Source organism: Paraburkholderia diazotrophica (genome assembly GCF_900108945.1).
GTDB classification, from domain to species: Bacteria; Pseudomonadota; Gammaproteobacteria; order Burkholderiales; family Burkholderiaceae; genus Paraburkholderia; species Paraburkholderia diazotrophica.
The window spans coordinates 38,503-56,642 of sequence record NZ_FNYE01000049.1 but is presented as its reverse complement, the minus strand read 5'-3'; the positions used below and the strand labels follow the sequence as shown (position 1 = coordinate 56,642).

Here is an 18,140-nt window from a genome sequence, read left to right as displayed (position 1 = left end):
TGCCCATCTCCTCGATCCCGTTGTTACGACGATCGAGGTTAACAGGTTGCGTTACGGGTTAACAGCCCCTGCGAACTCTTTTTGAAACCGTTTCTTAGTGGCGTCAACAACCACCATTCCAGCAGTTGGCACGGGCAGCTCCTCGAGCTTCAGCATCAGCTCGCGGATCAGGTCCATGTCGCGTTTCATGGCCGTCCCGTGATTACGGCTCCGTGTGCAATCACGGTTCGGGACGACGGCGAAGTATCAGCAACCGCACCAACCATGCTGTAGATCTCGACGTGGCCACCTCGATTGATTACCGTCCCGTTGACCTTGCCGTGGACCGTGGCGTGCGCGCCCGGTTCCACCAGCAGATCCATCACCATTCCGCGCAGGGTCAGCGCACAGCCCGGACGCACCGTCGCACATCCGGCAACCATGCCGTGAACCGTCAGGTCGCGATCAACCGTCAGGGAGCCTTCGATCTTGCCCCCGCCCTCGGCGAATTGGCGTATAACCTCTATCGACTACAAATGAACGCCGGGTCCCGTTTGGCATTCCCCCCCGTCTATGTCGCGCAGCCGTCCGTCGTGTAAGAGGTGCTGCCACCCGGCGTCTATGCGCCCGCGCCCCGTCTGCCACGGATACGGCTATCGCGATTAGCGCTGGTGGGATGATCCCGGCCGGCATCACGGCGGGCATCATCATCACGATGATGACGACAACCAGGATCGGTCACGCTGGATCCAGCGCGGGAGCATCGGCGCGGGCAGCGACGATCGGCATCGCATTTACTTTTCCCTCAAGCGAGGGCAGCACCGATTGACCAGGTATGCTCACCATCTTTCCATGAGATAGCCAGTGCCGCGAATGGTACGGATACATTCCGGTCCGAGCTTTCTGCGCAGGCTCGAAATGTGGACTTCCATCCCATTGCTTTCGAACCCGGTGCAGACGCCATATATGGATCGCGCGATGTGGGCACGAGTCAGCGCGATTCCGGGCCGCTCCAGCAGACAGGCCAAAATCTGCCATTCTCGCGCTCTCAGTGCGACCCGTTCATCGCGCCGGGTCACGGTCTTACTCACCTGGTCCACGGTGATGTCGCGCCACGATATGTCCTTCGCCAGAACCGGATGGCAGCGACGTATCACGTTCGACAACGGGCCACCAGTTCGTCCGCATCACACGGCAGCACGAAGTAGTCGTCGGCTCCAGCGTTAAACATACTGACTTTCTCGTCGGATTCCGACCTGCTTGACGCGATGATCACCGGAACATCGTTTCGGTCTTCACGCAGTCGCTTCAGCAGTCGGAATCCCGGCCCGTCGTGACACGTCGAGCCCAGTATCAGCAGCGAATACGCATCCTGCCCGAAGGAGGTGGACGCACCGTCCGCCAGTTTCGCGAGATCCACTTCGAAGCCCGCTGCACGTAACCATTGTTGCCCTCGCTGCAGCATGCCGTTCAGGTAGCTATGCGCCTGAACAATCAGGATGCGTTGCGTCACATTATCGCGCTCCATGGTCATGTTTCGGCGAGGCTCGAAGGGAATCTACGCAACATGAAAGAGTTGTGGATATTCATATATTCGGCATCCCGGAAAAAAGCAGCGTGTTCCTCTGACTTCCCGGATTGCCACTTGCAATGCTCGCTGGTGCGCGCTCCCTCCATCAAATCCGCCAATAGTACAGTGTCCTGCATTGTCCTGCGTTAATGTGTGGGTTGCGCGCGCAATCATGGACCGTCTCAAACGCAGAAGCCAGGTGCGTGAAACCCGGCACTTACGGTCAATCGAGCGCCGTCGCTGACTTACCAATCAGCACGCGCCACAGGTTGAGGGAACCCTTTTCGCCCTGCCACCAGAACCCGTCCGCCAATTCGGCAGCAAACTCCTCAAGCAACGGTTCAGGATTGTGGTCCGACACGAGCTCGAGGGCCTGGCCGGGAGCCAGTCTTGCAAACGTGTCGAAAACCATTGAATGGCGCTCGCGCGGATCGACCGTGCCAAGATCAACAACAATCACGGCGGAAGGTGTTGCGACGGTAGACATTTTCGTACTCCAGAATGAAACAACAAACACAGTGAGATGAACGAAAAGCTTCCATGCACAGGTCTAGCGGAGCGCATGTCGCGAGCCGTATCGCTCGTCATGACGGTGGACCACGGCGGCTCCCAGACTGGGTCGGCCCGCGTTGCGCTTACCTAGCGTATAAATGGATTATTGATGCATGTTTTAGCACAAGGGCGGACACGCGAATCTGATCGCGGTCAATTGGTCGCACGATGAAAAACCGCTAGCTGTCTGCGGTCTGAGACGTTGCGCAAGGGCGCTTAAGATCTTTCAGATGCTCAAGCCCACTCTCTAAATGGTTAATCGAGCCAATCGTTTGCGGTCGCTCGCACGATTCCAAGCCCCGGTTGACGCGACTTTCTTTCCGAAAGCACGATGGATGGGCCAAGTCCTGATTGGAAGACGATGTTTCAACGGGAGCGAAGCCGTTGATCTGAATCAATCGGATACGGTCGATTCGACCCTATCGTGGGTTACGAATGAGCCGAAATGACAGGTGCCGGTCCGCCTACCGCGCCGCCGCGACTCGTACCAGGAACGTACCACTGGGCGCGTATACCCGACCTGGAGGCATCATGATCTATCGATCCCTTGTGGCACTCGCCGCATTGTTTGTCGGCCATGCCGCGTTGACGGCCGCTCACGCGCAGACGTTGGACAAGATTGCGCGAACCAATCAGATCGTCGTTTCGTATCGGGAATCTGCGGTGCCCTTCAGTTATCTGCTGACGCCGCATAAGGCGGTTGGCTTTTCGGTGGACGTGACCGAAGCAATTGTCGATGACGTCCGAAAGGCGCTTCGAAAGCCGGACCTACGTACGGTCTACATGCCTGTTACCGGGCAAAACCGCATTCCGTTGCTCGTCAACGGCACCGTTGACCTGGAGTGCGGATCGACGACGAATACGGCGGCGCGCGGCAAGGATGTCACATTTTCGACCAACTACTTCTACGCCGGCACGCGACTAATGGCCAAACGTGGATCACACATCGGTGACTATTCCGATCTCGCACATAAGGTCGTCGCGACCGTCGGCGGCAGCACCAATGAAAAGGCCTTACGCCGCCAACTCGACGCGCAGCATGTCGAAGCCGACGTGGTGCTCACAAAGGATTATGCCGAAGCACTGAAGGAGGTTGCGGACAACAGAGCGGCGGCGCTCGCACTCGACGATGTTCTGCTTTACGGGCTACGTGCGAACGCTGGCGACCCGGATACGTGGGAAGTCGTCGGCGAAGCGCTGCAGATTGAGCCTTACGCGTGTATGGTGCGAAAGGACGATCCGGCGTTCAAGCGGCTCATCGACGGTACGCTAACCCGGCTGATGAAGAGCGGCGAGTTCGCGCGCCTGTATGCAAAGTGGTTCGAATCGCCGATTCCGCCGCGCGGCGCAAATCTCAACATGCCGATGAGTGCCGCGCTGAAGGGAAACCTGATCGCACGCAGCGATCGCCCCGCGCAATGAGAGGTTACGCGCGTCTTCAATTCGCGCTGAACGCGCCCAAAAATGATCGCACATGTTCGTCGTCCTACGTTAACCGTTACCATACGAGAGATGCTTTTCGCTACACGTTGCTAACCTGACAGGCACGCGCGTGAAGCACAGCGGCGGGAAAATGATTTGCGTACTGTTCTCGTTAAGCATTGGCCTGGACAACCGCCCTTTTTCGCCTGAAATCGACCGAGTGTTGTTCGACGTTCCGCCACTCGTGGAACGTCAAACGACGCTCCCGGATGGCCTTTTTCTGGAGGCCATATCTTCTCGATGACAACCATTGCAACGGGTGAATTGTTCGTTCTTCCGGAGGCCCGGAAAGCGATCGATGAATGGCGTGGTCCGATCAGCAAGTCGCTGATGATGGGATTTGTCCGGACGGCTGAAGCCGTGATGCCCGTCATTGCTTCGCTTGGCGTTGGCATAGACGGCGAGCATCTGCTCTGTCTTGCCTTTGGATCGACAGACGTTCACTACGTCGGCGAACTTCGGGTTTGCGCATGCGGAGGTTTCCGAACCGGAATACATCGGCTGGCTGTCGTTGTTGCCCATGTTCAGGGACGAACCGCCTTCCGACGAAGCGGCGATCGCCGCTGGCGAATTGAGATTGAGAGCCCAGCGTACCCGCAACGCCGACGGGTCGATGCGCATCATGTTGTCGGTCGGCCCTACATGTGAAGATCAGGACCCGTTGCGCGGTTGGGTTCGCGTGTAACCTGGGAAGGCTGGATAGCCGTAGCGAGGGGAAGACTTCAGTCTTCCCCTCGCTGTTACTGCGCACGAGAGCCGTGACCACTTTTCCGGATTACTGTGACCCATATCAATCAACATGGCTGGTAGGCCCGGAAAATTCCACAGCCGTTTCAAGAACGGCCATCGCCCTTATCCGATTGTCTACAGCGGAACAGCAACATAATGATGCAGCATCGAGACGACCATCCGCCCGCTTCCTGTGGCGCCGGGACCGGCGCTGGCGCAACGACGCAGTTTTCATTCTGTTATTGCCATCCGGAGAAACCTCGTCATCCCTACAACATATTGATCCGGTTCGACGGAGCAACCGCCCGGGACCGCTATCGACTCGAGATCCGTGACGCGGACTCTGCGCATGAGGCGCCCCTCTCCTCGGGGCCGCTGCTGATGCGCTATCTGAAGGCCGCGGTCGATGCACTGCCGCTGGTCGCTCATATCACCGCGGCCGATCGCGGCAGACACATCGCCGGGCGTCGCGTGTACTGCGGCTGGTGCCGTCCCGTCGCCCACTGCCCGCGCGAAGCAGGCGAACACGCGCTGGGCGGGCGATCCGTTGGTGTCGGTGTAGTGTTCTGTGACGCGTAGAGCGACTGATCGACTCGTGACGCAGCAGGCCATCGGGCGCATAGGTTAAATCGCACGCCGACGACGGACCCTCGCGCAGTTGACGATCAACCCCTTATTTCGTTTCGCGGTAAACGGTTCATTCGAACCGCGGTGGCAAAGCGTTACACGGTTTTTGGGAAACGTCATGTCTCTCGGTGGGTAAATGTACGGCGGTTCCCGACGCCGGCATGTGTTCGGCCCGGCCGGGTTGGCGCCTCGCCGGGCTTTTTTTGGGTTCGTCGAGGATTACCGGGGAACGCGGCGCGGATTTTGAGGAAGAAGTACTCCTCGCCGCGGTATCCGTAAGCGCGACGTTTGATGACCTTGATGGTGTTGTTGATCCCTTCAACGACGCTGGCGTTGAGTGGATGGCGACAGCGCGCCAGGATTCCATGCCAGTAGCCTTGCAGGCGCTGCGCAAACAGCTGCAGGGCCGCGATCCTGCTTTGCCGGGCCTGTTCGATCCATTGCTCCTATGCCTTTTGCGCCCATGCCGGTTTGCGGCAGAACCAGAGCCGCTTCAGTTCGTCGCGCAGCAGGTAGACGCATAACAACGGCTGGTTGGCGGCCCGCAGTTCCTGCAGATGCACCGACTGTTCGGACTTGAAGTTGTGGCGGCGGGACACGTGGAGCACGACTCGCCGGCGTACAAGTCGGCCGCACTCGTGCTGGCCGGACTGCTCAAGCCGGAAATCGCTGAGCGCGAAGCGCGTGCACTCGCGTACCAGATGAAGGCTGCGCGCTTCCCGGTGTATCGCGACATCGGTGGGTCCGACTTCAGTTGCAGCGATGCCGATGAGGCGCTGGTGCGGCACCTCTTGGCGGGATAACTTGTGCACTCAATCGCTGACCGACCGGACGCGATGTTTCTCGAACTTCGGATACGGAAAGCATCGGCCGGCGCTACCAGACTGCGGATGCGCATTCGTTGTTGTTACCAACGGCAAGCCCACATCCTCTCTCGCCGGGTGTGGCCGGTTCCTGACACATCAAGGCGCGGTCAAGGCACAAGTTGAACGTCCATGTCAGAGCTGTGCCGTCGAACGCGCCATATCGGTGGCCGAGCAGAAATGCAGCACAAACCACTGCCGACGCTGTCACCACGGAAAATGCCAGCCGCTCGAAAAGGGGAAGATGGCGATGCATGATGTACTCCATAATTTCCATTACGGTTCCGCGGTAAAGTGCCAGCCGGAGCGAATTCATGGTGTGCGATGCATGGCCTTGTGAGACTGATGCAGATCAGCGTTTGCGATATCCGCATGGGACATTCAATCACGTGTTGAATTCCAGCGCGGTCAAACAACCTCTCATTCTGGTGCCGTCCGATTCCATTCGTCGGGCGTTGCCTCATTTGAGCCATAGATCTGAAGGAACTGCGTCTGCGGCGTGTGGTGACTGGCGCCCGTTTGGTCGTGGTCAAGTGCTTCGGCCAGCACGCCGTTCGATTTCGAACCGGTTGGAAGACTGGGTGGCGTGTTCGTCGGCCTTGCGCGTTTGCAGGTGATCCAATCGCCTGAGCAGATGCTCGATCTGCTTCTGTGCTACGTCGACGTACGCTGCGTTACTGAGCGTAGCCTTGAGCCTGGCCCGCCAGTACGCTGGATCACTGACAGGGTTTCTAACTGAAAAATAGGCTCCCGTCTGCTCGAGCAACGATATAGCGGACTTGATGTGCGCGAGATCGCGCTCGAGTTCATGATATGGGTACACGCGGACTCCCAGATAGTCGATGGCTTCCGGGAACCATATTGCGCGGCGGCGGCAGTCACGCAGTTGACCTCCATCAAGCCGATCAGCACGCTATTGTCAAACACCTGATTCGAGAAAGACGTGCGCCCCGTTCGCTTGCGCGTGCGCACGCAGTGCTTCCAGTGCTCTGCGCTCCATCGAGCGGATATGTGAAGCGCCTGCGCTGCGTGCGATCATCTCGCAGGTTTCCGGCGCGCCCCCGCCGATGCCGAACCGGCGACGGCGCAAAACTTCCGTGTCGGTCGGGCCGATACTAGCCAGCAGTGCTCCGACACAATCACGCATACGTGCGTCGACAAGTATCTCAAGTGGTCGTTAACTTTCTGGTCCTCGACAATTTCTGGAAGCGCACCTTCGCCGTCCGCGAGCAGCATATCGAGTAACGCCGGTTCACCGGGTAATGCGAGTAACGCCTTGAGTCTGGCTTCGTCGAAGCCGCTTTCAGTGGCCAGTTCGTCGCATGTGGCCTTGCGGCCCGTACGTTGCAGTATCTGCTGTTCGACACGCTGTACGCGCCGCAACTGATCACCGACATGAACGGGGAGCCGAATTGTTCGCGATAATCAAACTTATCGACTGCGCATCAACCCAAGATTGCCCTCCTGAACAAGACCGGCAAGCTCGAGTCCACGATTTACGTATTTCTTTGCAATCGACAAGACGAGGTGCAGGTTCGCTTCGTGCATTCTGCGCGTCGCCGTGCAAAGGCTCGCTTGACCCGCACGCAGATCGCGTGCAACGGCCGCGAGCGCATCCGTCGAGAGCGAGCCGCATCGCAACGCCCTCACTACCGCGCACGCTTGCTCGATCGCATCGGCTGACACGAATGCTCGCCGAGCGCCTCCATCATCCTCATCCGCGCGTTGCTATCGGTACGCGATTCATCGCCCTTGCTGCGCAACGCCCCGCGCATCGAGGCGAGCGATTGCCTGATATCAGTGCAATTGCCGGCTCTCGCGTCTTCGTCGGCGGACACGTGCAAATGCACGATCAGAGCCTCGACGGCCTCAGGACACGACGCGAGCGCCCAAAGGATGGCATGACGCGCAGCCTCGATTTCTCTGACGAGCGTCACTTCATCGTCGGGAGTCAGGAGTGGCACTTCATGCATACGGCGTGCGTGAACGGCGAGAGGATCCGTCGACGCGCTTGCTCCTCGCACCATATCTTCCAGCAGCGCGCTGCCTTCGTCGAGTGCATCGCGATCGATCACCGCCATCGGTGCGCGATCCGCATCTGGCTGCATTTTTGCGTCGTCCTCGAGCACAACGATTCCCATCTGCGCGAGCGCGGCAGGCATTCCTTGCAGCGCCCCCGGCGACGTATGCTCGTCCGGGAACTCGTCGATGATATCGGCTTGAGTCAGATAGCCCTGTTGCGACACGAGGGATAGAAGTTTCTTACGCGCTCTGCGATGTCGTCCGCGCGTTGCACACGGTCTCGCATATTTTTCACTGGCGGGTTGACCCGCGATCCATCTGGCGAGTGGGAATTCGCCATTCCGGCTGCCGGTGTGACTCAGCCGCCCGTCTGTACCCAGATGCCTTCTCGTGACCCATCTGGGCGAGCATGAGGAGATTTCAACTGTGCCCACTTTTTTGACGCGCGCGCCGGGACGGCATCGCGCGGCGTCGGGTCAAGCCGCACCTGACACGACGTCGAGTCGCCTCGCGAGTACATTCAGCCTTTCGAAATGTCGATTCGATATACCTGTGATGTTTCAAGCCTCACCAGGATACTCAGTGCGCCTTTGCAGAGTCGCTTCGCATAGGGAAGTCCTTGCTGCCCTACCGCGCTGTCGCAGAGAACGCTGACGTTTCCGGCAAGTCCTGCGAGGCGTCCGATGCTTCCGCCTGCGCGACGTGCCGTTTGACGGCTATGAAGCTGTCCGGACTGACCGATATCGAATCGATCCCGCATTCCACGAGGAAGCGTGCGTACTCGGGGTGCGCGCTCGGTGCTTCGCCACACAGGCCAACCTTTGCGCCCGCGCGATGTGCCCGCTTGATAACCTCGCGGACCATCCACCTGACAGCATCGTTGCGCTCGTCGAACAACGCTGACAGTTCGGCCGAGTCCCGATCGACGCCGAGCGTGAGCTGCGTAAGATCGTTGCTGCCGATCGAAAAACCATCGAAGCGCTGTGCGAACGCTTCAGCCAGAATGACGTTCGACGGAATTTCGCACATCACGTAGACCTGCAGCCCCTGCTCTCCGCGCTTGAGCCCGTTCGCAGCCATTACTTCGAGAACGCGGTCTGCCTCATCTGGCGTCCGGCAGAACGGCACCATGACGATGACGTTGCTCATGCCCATTTCCACGCGCAACCGATTCAGCGCGCGGCATTCGAGCGCAAAGCCCGGACCATAGCGCGGCGAGTAGTAGCGCGACGCGCCGCGAAAGCCGAGCATCGGGTTCTCCTCGACAGGCTCGAAAAGCTGACCTCCGATCAGGTGCGCGTATTCGTTCGTCTTGAAGTCGCTGAGCCGCACGATCACAGGTCGCGGATAGCAAACGGCTGCGATGCGTCCGAGTCCGCAGGACAAACGGTCGACGAAATATTCGGTCTTGTCGCTGTATCCTTCCGTCATTTCGTCGATCGTGCGCGCGGCTTCCCGATCGTTGAGCTGATCATAGCGAGCGAGCGCCATGGGATGAATCTTGATGTGATTGCTGATCACGAACTCCATTCGCGCCAGTCCCACACCATCGGCGGGCATGCGCCACCAGCGCAATGCTGCGTCGGGATTCGCGAGGTTCAGCATCACGTGGGTATGCGTGCGCGGAATCGCGGAAAAGTCGATTTCTTCGACCCGGTATTCCGCAGTCCCTTCAAATACCCGCCCCACCTCTCCTTGCGCGCAGCAAACCGTCACTTCCTGCTCGTCGTGCAACACCCTCGTGGCGTCGCCCGTGCCGACGATGGCAGGAAGGCCGAGTTCCCGGCTGACGATCGCTGCGTGCGACGTGCGGCCGCCATGGTCGGTCACGATGCCTGCTGCGCGTCGCATGACGGGCACCCAGTCGGGGTCTGTTGCGGACGTCACCAGCACCGATCCGTCGACGAAGCGATCCATCTCGCCGGGACGGTCAATTACGCAGACGTTGCCGGCAGCAATCGCCTCGCCGACGCTCACGCCAGAGACCAGTTCGCGTCCAGCCGAGCACAACCGGAAGGACTTCACTGCCGTCGCCTCACGTCTCGACTGGACCGTTTCAGGGCGCGCCTGGACGACAAAAATGTTCCCGGTCATCCCGTCCTTCGCCCATTCGATATCCATCGGTTCGCCATAGTGCGACTCGATTTCGCACGCCCATCGAGCGATCGTGAGCACGTCCTGGTCAGTGAGCACAAACGCTGCACGTTCTGCCTTCGAGGTCGGCACGTTTCTGGTCGAATGCGCGCCACCTTTTGCATACACCATCTTTTTTAGCTTGCTGCCGCGCCTCTTGCCGATGATGGGCGTAAGGTCGGTGTTCATCAGAAGCGGTTTGAACACCTCATACTCATCAGGATCGACAGCGCCCTGCACGACGTTCTCGCCAAGTCCCCATGCCGCGCTGACCAGAACGACCTTGTCAAAGCCCGTTTCCGTATCAATCGAAAAAGCGACGCCCGCACCGCCGAGATCGGAACGCACCATCTGCTGCACGCCGATCGACAGTGCGACCTTCATGTGATCGAAGCCTCTCGCTTCGCGGTAACTGATCGCGCGATCCGTGAACAGCGATGCATAACAGCGACGGCATGCATCCATCAAGGCCCGGGGGCCGCGAATAGCGAGCAGTGTTTCCTGCTGGCCTGCAAAGCTCGCGTCCGGCAGATCTTCAGCAGTCGCGCTGGAGCGTACCGCGACGTCGGCATCGTCTACGCCCACTCGGCGCGCCAGTTCGAGGTACGCGTCGCAGATGGCCTGAGCCGTGCGATCAGGCCATTCGCCGCGAAGGATTGCCCGGCGGATCGTCTCTCCTGTATCGGCAAGCGAGCGGCGGTTTGCTGCGAATTCGGAGAGTACCGTCGAAATGGTGTCCCGCAATCCATTCGAGTCGATGAACTCCCAATATGCGCTCGCCGTCGTCGCGAAGCCCGGTGGGACGCTGATTCCCTTACCGGAGAGGCAACCCACCATCTCGCCCAGCGACGCGTTCTTGCCGCCCACGGACGGCACGTCTGTTCGGCGTAGCGCGTCGAACCAGATTACCTGCGCTTCATACTGGTTCATGATCGGCTCCTTGCGTTAGTGTGAACCCGGCGCGGCTGCGTCGACTCAGATGCTGACGTACCCCGAAAAGAGCCACGGCAGCCTGATCTCCCCGGTGCGCAGATACTCGTCAGAGCCAGGCGTGCTTTGGCCAACGAAGCCAGGCGCGCCATCCGCCGCGAAAAGGGGCGTGAATGAAAACGCTTTGTTCACGACGATGACCGCTTCGCGGTTAAGAGGCGAAGGCGCATAGATCGTGACTTCCCGAAAGAACCCGGAACCGTCTGCCATCGTTTGCAGGGATTGGTTGCCGACCGGCCCGACGCTGTCATATCGCGCCGGCAGTTCATAGATCCGATCGCCGTGGTGCACTACGCCCCCCGGAGAAAAGACAAGTTCGATCCCAGGATAGGGAGCGCACAGCGCAGGCTGGGCGACCGGCCCGTCGGGGCCCAATACTGCTGGTGGATAGACCCACAAGGAGAGGTTGAGCGTCTTGGTCTCTTGCGCAAAGCATTCCGACAGCCAGTTCATATGTGCCTCCAATCGATGCTTGCCAGGCCGCACCTGTCCTTACAACCGATGCACTGGCGTCAATAGAATCGCACCCCGAACGATGCGGAACTTGACTGAGGTCAACGGATAATGGCGAAAAGGTCGGCATCGCATTGCGTGACCTGAATCAACTCAACAACGCTGCGCAGCCTTAAGGTGAAGGCATTTGCGAAATCGGGGACGCACATGGCAAGCGCAAACGAACGCCTGGCTCATTCCGCGATGGACACTGATCGTCCCACTGCAACCGAACTCTCATTGCGCGTGCATCGTCTGGTCGATAACCCGACCTATCTTCAGGCAGACGAAGATCTCTCTTTCCTGCGTCGACCGGAAATGTGCGGCATCCGGTTGCAACTCGACTACTGGAAGACCGAGGAATCGCTGCAACGTCACGCGATTCGCCACACGATTGTCGTGTATGGCAGCACCCGTATCATGTCGCCCGCTTACGCGCGCCGTCGACTCCGGGACGCGCAGCGCGCGCTCCACGAACACCCCGATTCACCTGAACGTCAGCGCGCGCTACAAGCCGCGAGACATCTGCTCGAGCGCAGCCATTACTACGACGTCGCGCGCGAATTGGGCCACATTGTGGGCGCGGCACATTGCACTGAACCGCTATCATCGCTTGCGGTTATCACGGGAGGCGGCCCGGGAATCATGGAGGCTGCGAATCGCGGCGCTTACGACCGCGGCGCGCCTAGCATCGGCTTGAACATCTCGTTGCCTCGCGAGCAGGCGCCCAACCCCTATCTCACACCTGATCTATGCTTCAGGCACCATTACTTCGCGATCAGAAAGCTCCATCTGCTGGAACGCGCTCGTGCGGCCGTCTTCTTTCCCGGTGGCTTTGGCACCTGCGATGAACTGTTCGAAGTATTGACGCTGCTGCAGACGGAAAAGATCAAGCCATTACCTGTCGTCCTTGTCGGGGAGTCGTACTGGCGGTGCGCGATCGACTTCGATTTCATGATCGCCGAAGGCATGATCTCACCCGACGATATGCGTCTTTTCGTTTTCCGTGAGACGGCGGAAGAGATCTGGGCCGCAATCGTCCACTGGCACGAAACGCACGATATGCAAATTTGAATGCATGTTGCGTTGAATCCACGCGCGCGCCCGTCGCCATCGACACATCTGATCAGCCGATCACGATACGATCGATGATGGCCTTCACGCCTGGCGTCGAGCGCGCCGCGCCCCATACGATGGAGCGTTCCACCGAAGAGCTCAGACGCCCCGACAGCGTGACGTTTCCCTTGTCGACCTGCACGCCCAGATGCTTCATTTCCCGGTCCGTGTGACGCTGGATTGCCTTGCGGATGTTGTACTCGATATCGGTCGAAGACGCGGAACCCCGGATTTTGATGTCGTTTGTCACACCCGTCACGCCCCGCATATGCACGATATTCTTCTCTGCAACATGGCTGCGATATCCGTCCTGCACTTCGCCGCTCAATGTCACCCACCCTTTCTCCACCTTGATCTTGATGGCGTCTTCCTCGAGCCCCGCGATCCAGTCGAGCACGGCCCGCACACTTAACCCAATGTCTTCATCCGTTCGCTGATCGGTCTCGCGAAGCTTCACGTCGATGCGCACGACCACGGCGACAACGCCCGCGATCCTGAGCGCGGACTTTTCGGCAGCGACCTTTTGCGCATAGTCTGCCACATGTCCCGTGAGCGTAACGATACCGTCGGCGACCGCCACGCCGATGCGAATTGCGTCGATGGCCGGGTTGTTCGCCAGTTCGTCCTCGACTTCCTGACGCAGTTGATTGTCCGACTTCATGGCTGATGTCCTCCGGAATAGTCGCTCGTTGGGCAGCGTATCGGCGTGCCGCAATGATGTGGTGCGTACCGTTCTCTAGCGCGTCGCACTGCGCGTAGAGAGCTACATCAAGTCATGCTAGCGCGCGTCGATGCCATCCCGTTGATCGAAGTCAATCGAGCCACGCCGTAACGGGTTCAGCGTATGGCGGAATCGAGTGGGTCGCACGTCGCAAGGGACGTTGACTACGATCAATCACCAGCACCTCTTCGCAGAGAGAATGAATGAGTCGACATGTCCCCAAAGCGGAGGGCCATCATGGTGCAGGCATCGAATGTTCCGTCCACGGCCGGTAGCGCGTTCACACGTGTCATGCTGGCCGTCGACGATTCCGACGCGACGATACGCGCGGCCGAGTATGCAAGAGCCTTGTTTGGCGATCGCGCGAAGATCCGGATCGTGACCGTCGCGCAAAACCCGCGCACGCTGTTTCCGCTCGGTGTGACGACTCAAGGCTTTCTGGCGGTCGCGAGAGAAGAAATCGTCGACGATGCACGCGCGGTGCTCGGCAAGTTCGGCGCCATGTTTCCCGGGACCGATGTCGAATTCGGGCTCGTCGATCTTTCCGTCCACAACGGAAATACAGTCGATGCGGTGCTCGACGCGGCATCGCACTGGCAGGCGGACCTGATTGTACTGGGCGCGCGGCACCATCATGGGCTGCTGCGCTGGATCGAGGGCACCGTATCGGAGCCCGTCATGCGACGCGCAGACTGCTCGTTGCTGGTCGTGCCCGAGAACAGCCGCGTCCCCACCGACAGGCCGCCCGAAAGTATCGCCTTCGCACTGGATGGCAGCGCCTGCTCGCTCTGTGCACTACGGGCAGGTCTCCAGATCTCGACGCCCGAGACCCGATTGCGCGCGATCTACGTGGTGGATCGCGCCGTGCATCTGACGGACAGTACGCCAAACGTTCAACTGGAGCGCGCATTTCTCGACGAGGGTTGCACGACCCTCGAGCGCGCTGCACGCATATGTGCCGATCAGGGCCGCTATGCTGAAACAAGATTGATCGAAACGCACGAAACCCGCGACGACGTCCCACACACGATCATGCGAGACTTCGCACAGTGGAACGGCGACCTGCTTGTTCTCGGTACGCACGGCAGACGCGGCCTCGCGCGATGGTTTCTCGGCAGCGTCGCCGCGCGCACGGTGCGGCTCGCCGATACACCCGTGCTGCTCATCCGTCGCCGCGAAAACTCACATCAATCCGCTGAGAACGGCACGCATGCCGAATAGTCTTGCGATCGGGGGGACAGTCAGCAGAGCCGATAGCGCCAGCGCGGCAAACCCTGTGACCGCCCATCCATATGGATTCGTACCTTGCAGATGGCGCGATGCCCTGCCCTGCGCCAGTACGGCCAGCAGGCGCACGGCAAACATGATGCCGACGTTGCCCGCGACCAGCAGTGGAAACGCCACCGTGCGCGCGGCAACGGCATCGAATCCACGGGACAGGATCCACGCGTAGGCGCTCACGACGACAAAGCCGACCGCGCATCCGAGCGCAATGCTGATCGCGAGCGCGCCGTCGGTCATCAACCGCTCGCCGACGCGCCGTGGCGGCTGCCGCATCACGGAAGGCTGCTCGCGCTCGTTCTCGAACACGATCGAGCACACAGGGGTGATGATCAGTTCGAGCGCGACGATGTGAACAGGCCCCAGCATGGGCCGCCACGCTGCCAGAACGGGAATGGTCGCCGCGGCGATCATCGGAATGTGCGCCGCAACCGTAAAGCAGATCGCCTGCTTCAGGTTGCTGTAGATGCGCCGCCCCAGCCGAACTGCCGATACGATCGGCGTGAAGTCGTCGCGCAACAGTACCAGCGAGGCGACCTCGCGCGCCACTTCCGCGCCGCGCCTGCCCATCGCGATACCGATGTGCGCGGCCTTGAGCGCAGGCGCATCATTGACGCCGTCGCCCGTCATCGCCACGACCTCCCCCGCGTGCCGGAACGCTTCGACGAGCCGCAGCTTCTGGTCCGGCGTGACGCGCGCAAAGACACACACATCGCGAATGATCCGCTGTAACGCGGTGTCGTCGATTGCCTCCAGTTCCGGGCCCGTCACGACGCGCGTGCCGTCGATGCCGACTTCCGTTGCGATCGCGCGCGCCGTCGACGGGTAGTCGCCCGTAATCATCACCACACGCACACCCGCCGCCTTGCACTCGGCAATCGCGCCTGCCACGTCCGGACGAACGGGATCGAGCAGCCCGACGAGCCCCACAAACTGGAAATCGAAGTCGTGCTGCTGTTGCGGCCATCCATCTCCGTCATAGCATGCCCTCGCGACGCCAAGCACACGCAGTCCACTTTCAGCCATGCGCGTCGCGCGTTCGAGCAACGCCTGTTCGACGGCGGGATCGAGATCGCACAACGCGCAGATCGCTTCGGGCGCACCCTTGCACGCGACAGTGCGATGATCGAGTTCGGGCGTCTCCCACACGTGCGACATCGCCGGAAATTCGGGGGTCAGCGCGTACTCCTGCACGAGAGACCAGTGCGCGTGCAAGCGGTCCGTATTCGCGAGGCATGCATTGCCCGTCTCGTGAAACGCGCGTTCCATCGGATCGAGCGGCTCGATTTCGCTCGCCAGCACGAGGTACTCAAGCAATTCATGAAACGCAGCGCCGATTTCCGCTGTGCCATATTGTACCGATGCCTCCTCGCCGTTCGCATAGAGCGCGCGCACCGACATGCGGTTCTGTGTCAGCGTGCCCGTCTTATCCACGCACAGCACCGACGTTTGCCCGAGCGTTTCGATCGCGCTCAGGCGTCGCGTCAACACCCCTTCGTCGACGATACGGCGGGCGCCTAATGCCATGAAGATGGTCAGTATCGCAGGAAGCTCTTCCGGAAGGAGACTGATTGCGAGCGTGATACCCGCGAGCAGCCCCGGTATCCATTCGTCCATGCGCCAGCGGTAGGCAAGCACGAGCAACGCGCAGATCATAAGCCCGAGGGTCGCGAAACGCGTCACGAAGCCGCGAATCTCTATCTGGAGGGGCGAAGGCGGCTCTTTTACATCGGCGAGGCGCGTGCCGATCCGGCCAAGCTGCGTCTGTGAACCGATAGCCGTGACCGTCATGCAACCTTGGCCGCGCACCACCATCGACCCTGAAAACAGCCGGTTCGACGAGGGATCCGCCAGCGAGCCGTTCGGCAAGCCCGGCGACTTCATCACGGCAACGGATTCCCCTGTGAGCAGCGATTCATCGACGCTCAGCTCGTGTGCTTCCGTTATCGTGCCATCGGCAGGGACTTTCGCGCCCTCTTCGACGAACGCGATGTCGCCGGGGACGAGTTCGGCAGCCGACACATACTCCCGCTTTCCATCGCGCAGTACCTGAGCGCGTGGCGCGGACAGGTCACGTAGCGCGCGCAGAACGCTCGCCGTGCGGTGACTCTGAAAGATCGTGAGCATGACGACTGCCATGACGAACGCGAGCAGCGTCAACGCTTCCGGTGTATCGCCGAGCAGACCGTACAGCGCGGCTGCAATGAGCAGCAGAACAAACATCGGCTCGGCGAGCACGTCGCGCACCGTGCGTAACCACAGGCTGTCGGTGCCCGATACGATCACGTTGCCGCCGTGCGTGGCCTGCAACGCTTTTACCTCGGCGGCTGTCAGCCCGACGGACGGATGCGTGCCGGGCGCTGACTGAGGTGACTCGTTGCCCGCCAACGCTTGCGATGGAGTGTCCTCAGCCGCCATCGACGGTCCCCCGGAGCCTGGCCGACAGGCGACAACGCGGGCAAATCGCGGCCGCATCGGGCGTGACGGATTCCTGCAGCGAAACGTGCAGATCGACGCCTCCGCGACGCGGCACGTCCACCAGCGTGATCACGTCAGCGCGCCCTGCATTCGCGACGATGCGATAGCGTCCGGCCGGCAGCATCACGTAGAGGAACGGACCGTCGGTGCGCGTGTCGAGAACGGGCTTGCCGTCCACGGTTGCAATGTTCACGTCGACATCCGCGAGGTAATTGCCTTTCCCCGATGTCAACATCAACCGCAGACTGTACCGAGGTGCAAGCGCAAGAAACGTCTTTGCCTCGTCTACGCCGATTCCACCCGTCATATACAGCACGCCGTTTCGGCTGACCGCCTCCGGCAACGACTGCGCCGACGCTGCCATGCTCACGACGCTCAGCGCAAAAGCAACGCACAGTCGAATCATTATTGGGTTAAGGGATTTCATATCGAGTTCAACCTCCGTATCGCTGCCGACGCGCGACCCCCGCACGAAGAAGCCGATCATTCGGTGTTCTTCCAGATGAGGTAATACAGGGCGAGCGCAATGACGGCGGCCAATGCGATGAACACGCAATCCACCGCAAACAATCTCGCCAATGTCGTCTCCTGAAAGTCCTTGTCGCGAGCAGTCAACATCGCGTCACGCTGAAAACAACCTTTGGTGACTTCAAGCTATCAGCCGAGTTCGGCGCACAATTGATGCAAGTCAAGCTCTGAGGAAGAGCCATGCGACCGCCCACGTCGATATGCAGCGTAGCCGTCAACCTGCACACTCACTCCAGCACGCGCAGCTCCTGCAGTTCGGGAGTCGACTCCTTCAGCGCATTCTGGGCGGCCTGCAAGCCACGTTGCTGCAGCGCTTCGATTGTGTCGCGGCGAAGAAATCAAAATCGGTGGCAAATGGCGGTTCGTCTTGCAGGGATATCCGCGTCACGTGAATGGGTGCGCGGTTTCCCATCAACCGTATATAGTTCGGCCGCTGGCTCAGACGCCTTGCCGTCTCGGGATCGACCTCATGCATCAGGTCGAGCACCAGGTCGCTAAAGTCGTTCGCATACTGTTCAAAGCGCAGATCGTTGCGAACGCGATCCACCAGCGCGGGCGCAAGCAATGGGCACGCCGA

21 protein-coding genes and 2 pseudogenes are annotated in these 18,140 nt (G+C 60.2%); 6 read left to right on the top strand and 17 right to left on the bottom strand.

The window, feature by feature from the left end; genetic code table 11:
* Positions 1-51: 51 nt before the first annotated feature.
* Positions 52-177: a DUF2513 domain-containing protein gene (locus tag BMW76_RS41695; protein ID WP_218162583.1), complete on the bottom strand. Its 126-nt coding sequence runs from the start codon at positions 175-177 to the stop codon at positions 52-54.
* A gap of 104 nt (positions 178-281) precedes the next feature.
* Here BMW76_RS41695 and BMW76_RS41470 point away from each other — a divergent pair, with 104 nt between their 5' ends.
* Positions 282-578, top strand: a complete 297-nt coding sequence (locus BMW76_RS41470) for a hypothetical protein (protein WP_177200587.1) — start codon at positions 282-284, stop codon at positions 576-578.
* A gap of 240 nt (positions 579-818) precedes the next feature.
* Here BMW76_RS41470 and BMW76_RS42910 read toward each other — a convergent pair whose 3' ends face one another.
* The 3 genes from BMW76_RS42910 to BMW76_RS35525 form a co-directional block, all read right to left on the bottom strand.
* Positions 819-1,058: a winged helix-turn-helix domain-containing protein gene (locus BMW76_RS42910; protein ID WP_407669071.1), complete on the bottom strand. Its 240-nt coding sequence runs from the start codon at positions 1,056-1,058 to the stop codon at positions 819-821.
* Positions 1,059-1,132: 74 nt separating this feature from the next.
* On the bottom strand, positions 1,133-1,507 hold the full coding sequence (locus BMW76_RS35530; RefSeq protein ID WP_177200586.1) for a response regulator transcription factor: 375 nt from the start codon (positions 1,505-1,507) through the stop codon (positions 1,133-1,135).
* A 265-nt stretch (positions 1,508-1,772) separates the two neighbouring features.
* Complete coding sequence (locus BMW76_RS35525) at positions 1,773-2,036, bottom strand: DUF2249 domain-containing protein (RefSeq protein WP_090873490.1); 264 nt, start codon at positions 2,034-2,036, stop codon at positions 1,773-1,775.
* Between the two features lie 596 nt (positions 2,037-2,632).
* On the opposite strand from BMW76_RS35525, the gene BMW76_RS35520 reads away from it, so the two are divergent.
* The gene (locus BMW76_RS35520; RefSeq protein WP_090873489.1) at positions 2,633-3,523 is read left to right on the top strand and encodes an amino acid ABC transporter substrate-binding protein; all 891 of its coding nucleotides are present in this window, start codon (positions 2,633-2,635) and stop codon (positions 3,521-3,523) included.
* Positions 3,524-3,775: 252 nt separating this feature from the next.
* Here BMW76_RS35520 and BMW76_RS41465 read toward each other — a convergent pair whose 3' ends face one another.
* Complete coding sequence (locus tag BMW76_RS41465; RefSeq protein ID WP_177200585.1) at positions 3,776-4,207, bottom strand: hypothetical protein; 432 nt, start codon at positions 4,205-4,207, stop codon at positions 3,776-3,778.
* A 261-nt stretch (positions 4,208-4,468) separates the two neighbouring features.
* On the opposite strand from BMW76_RS41465, the gene BMW76_RS40730 reads away from it, so the two are divergent.
* A complete protein-coding gene (locus BMW76_RS40730; RefSeq protein WP_143062407.1) occupies positions 4,469-4,891 on the top strand; it encodes a hypothetical protein in 423 nt (140 codons plus the stop codon).
* 260 nt (positions 4,892-5,151) lie between these two features.
* Here BMW76_RS40730 and BMW76_RS35500 read toward each other — a convergent pair.
* Positions 5,152-5,532, bottom strand: a pseudogene (locus BMW76_RS35500) (ISL3 family transposase); the annotation flags it as partial.
* 12 nt (positions 5,533-5,544) lie between these two features.
* Here BMW76_RS35500 and BMW76_RS35495 point away from each other — a divergent pair.
* Positions 5,545-5,730: pseudogene (locus BMW76_RS35495) on the top strand (ATP-binding protein); the annotation flags it as partial.
* Positions 5,731-5,815: 85 nt separating this feature from the next.
* Here BMW76_RS35495 and BMW76_RS40725 read toward each other — a convergent pair.
* The 6 genes from BMW76_RS40725 to BMW76_RS35480 all read right to left on the bottom strand — a co-directional run bounded on the left by BMW76_RS40725 (position 5,816) and on the right by BMW76_RS35480 (position 11,400).
* A complete protein-coding gene (locus BMW76_RS40725; protein WP_218162582.1) occupies positions 5,816-6,079 on the bottom strand; it encodes a hypothetical protein in 264 nt (87 codons plus the stop codon).
* Positions 6,080-6,837: 758 nt separating this feature from the next.
* The gene (locus BMW76_RS42695; protein WP_218162581.1) at positions 6,838-7,185 is read right to left on the bottom strand and encodes a sigma-70 domain-containing protein; all 348 of its coding nucleotides are present in this window, start codon (positions 7,183-7,185) and stop codon (positions 6,838-6,840) included.
* Between the two features lie 48 nt (positions 7,186-7,233).
* Complete coding sequence (locus BMW76_RS42690; RefSeq protein ID WP_218162580.1) at positions 7,234-7,350, bottom strand: sigma factor; 117 nt, start codon at positions 7,348-7,350, stop codon at positions 7,234-7,236.
* 101 nt (positions 7,351-7,451) lie between these two features.
* Complete coding sequence (locus BMW76_RS42685; protein ID WP_407669070.1) at positions 7,452-8,258, bottom strand: RNA polymerase sigma factor region1.1 domain-containing protein; 807 nt, start codon at positions 8,256-8,258, stop codon at positions 7,452-7,454.
* Between the two features lie 193 nt (positions 8,259-8,451).
* A complete protein-coding gene (gene ppsA, locus BMW76_RS35485; RefSeq protein WP_090873486.1) occupies positions 8,452-10,887 on the bottom strand; it encodes a phosphoenolpyruvate synthase in 2,436 nt (811 codons plus the stop codon).
* Between the two features lie 45 nt (positions 10,888-10,932).
* Entirely contained in the window at positions 10,933-11,400 is a 468-nt protein-coding gene (locus BMW76_RS35480; RefSeq protein WP_090873485.1) for a hypothetical protein, read from the bottom strand.
* A 243-nt stretch (positions 11,401-11,643) separates the two neighbouring features.
* On the opposite strand from BMW76_RS35480, the gene BMW76_RS35475 reads away from it, so the two are divergent.
* Positions 11,644-12,513 (top strand): LOG family protein, encoded by an 870-nt coding sequence (locus BMW76_RS35475; protein WP_245763527.1) that lies wholly within the window; start codon positions 11,644-11,646, stop codon positions 12,511-12,513.
* A gap of 52 nt (positions 12,514-12,565) precedes the next feature.
* Here BMW76_RS35475 and BMW76_RS35470 read toward each other — a convergent pair whose 3' ends face one another.
* Entirely contained in the window at positions 12,566-13,216 is a 651-nt protein-coding gene (locus BMW76_RS35470) for a BON domain-containing protein (RefSeq protein ID WP_090873483.1), read from the bottom strand.
* A 297-nt stretch (positions 13,217-13,513) separates the two neighbouring features.
* Here BMW76_RS35470 and BMW76_RS35465 point away from each other — a divergent pair, with 297 nt between their 5' ends.
* Entirely contained in the window at positions 13,514-14,497 is a 984-nt protein-coding gene (locus tag BMW76_RS35465) for a universal stress protein (protein ID WP_090873482.1), read from the top strand.
* On the opposite strand, the gene BMW76_RS35460 is transcribed toward BMW76_RS35465, so the two are convergent.
* From BMW76_RS35460 to BMW76_RS35450, 4 genes are all read right to left on the bottom strand, one after another.
* Positions 14,459-16,975 (bottom strand): cation-translocating P-type ATPase, encoded by a 2,517-nt coding sequence (locus BMW76_RS35460; RefSeq protein ID WP_090873481.1) that lies wholly within the window; start codon positions 16,973-16,975, stop codon positions 14,459-14,461. The two genes, BMW76_RS35465 and BMW76_RS35460, sit on opposite strands and share 39 nt — an antisense overlap.
* Positions 16,965-17,228, bottom strand: a complete 264-nt coding sequence (locus BMW76_RS42260) for a hypothetical protein (protein ID WP_245763526.1) — start codon at positions 17,226-17,228, stop codon at positions 16,965-16,967. Before BMW76_RS42260 ends, BMW76_RS35460 begins: the two co-directional genes overlap by 11 nt.
* 290 nt (positions 17,229-17,518) lie before the next feature.
* The gene (locus tag BMW76_RS42550; protein ID WP_281248586.1) at positions 17,519-17,653 is read right to left on the bottom strand and encodes a hypothetical protein; all 135 of its coding nucleotides are present in this window, start codon (positions 17,651-17,653) and stop codon (positions 17,519-17,521) included.
* A 181-nt stretch (positions 17,654-17,834) separates the two neighbouring features.
* The gene (locus BMW76_RS35450) at positions 17,835-18,128 is read right to left on the bottom strand and encodes a DUF3734 domain-containing protein (protein WP_090873480.1); all 294 of its coding nucleotides are present in this window, start codon (positions 18,126-18,128) and stop codon (positions 17,835-17,837) included.
* Positions 18,129-18,140 lie beyond the last annotated feature (12 nt).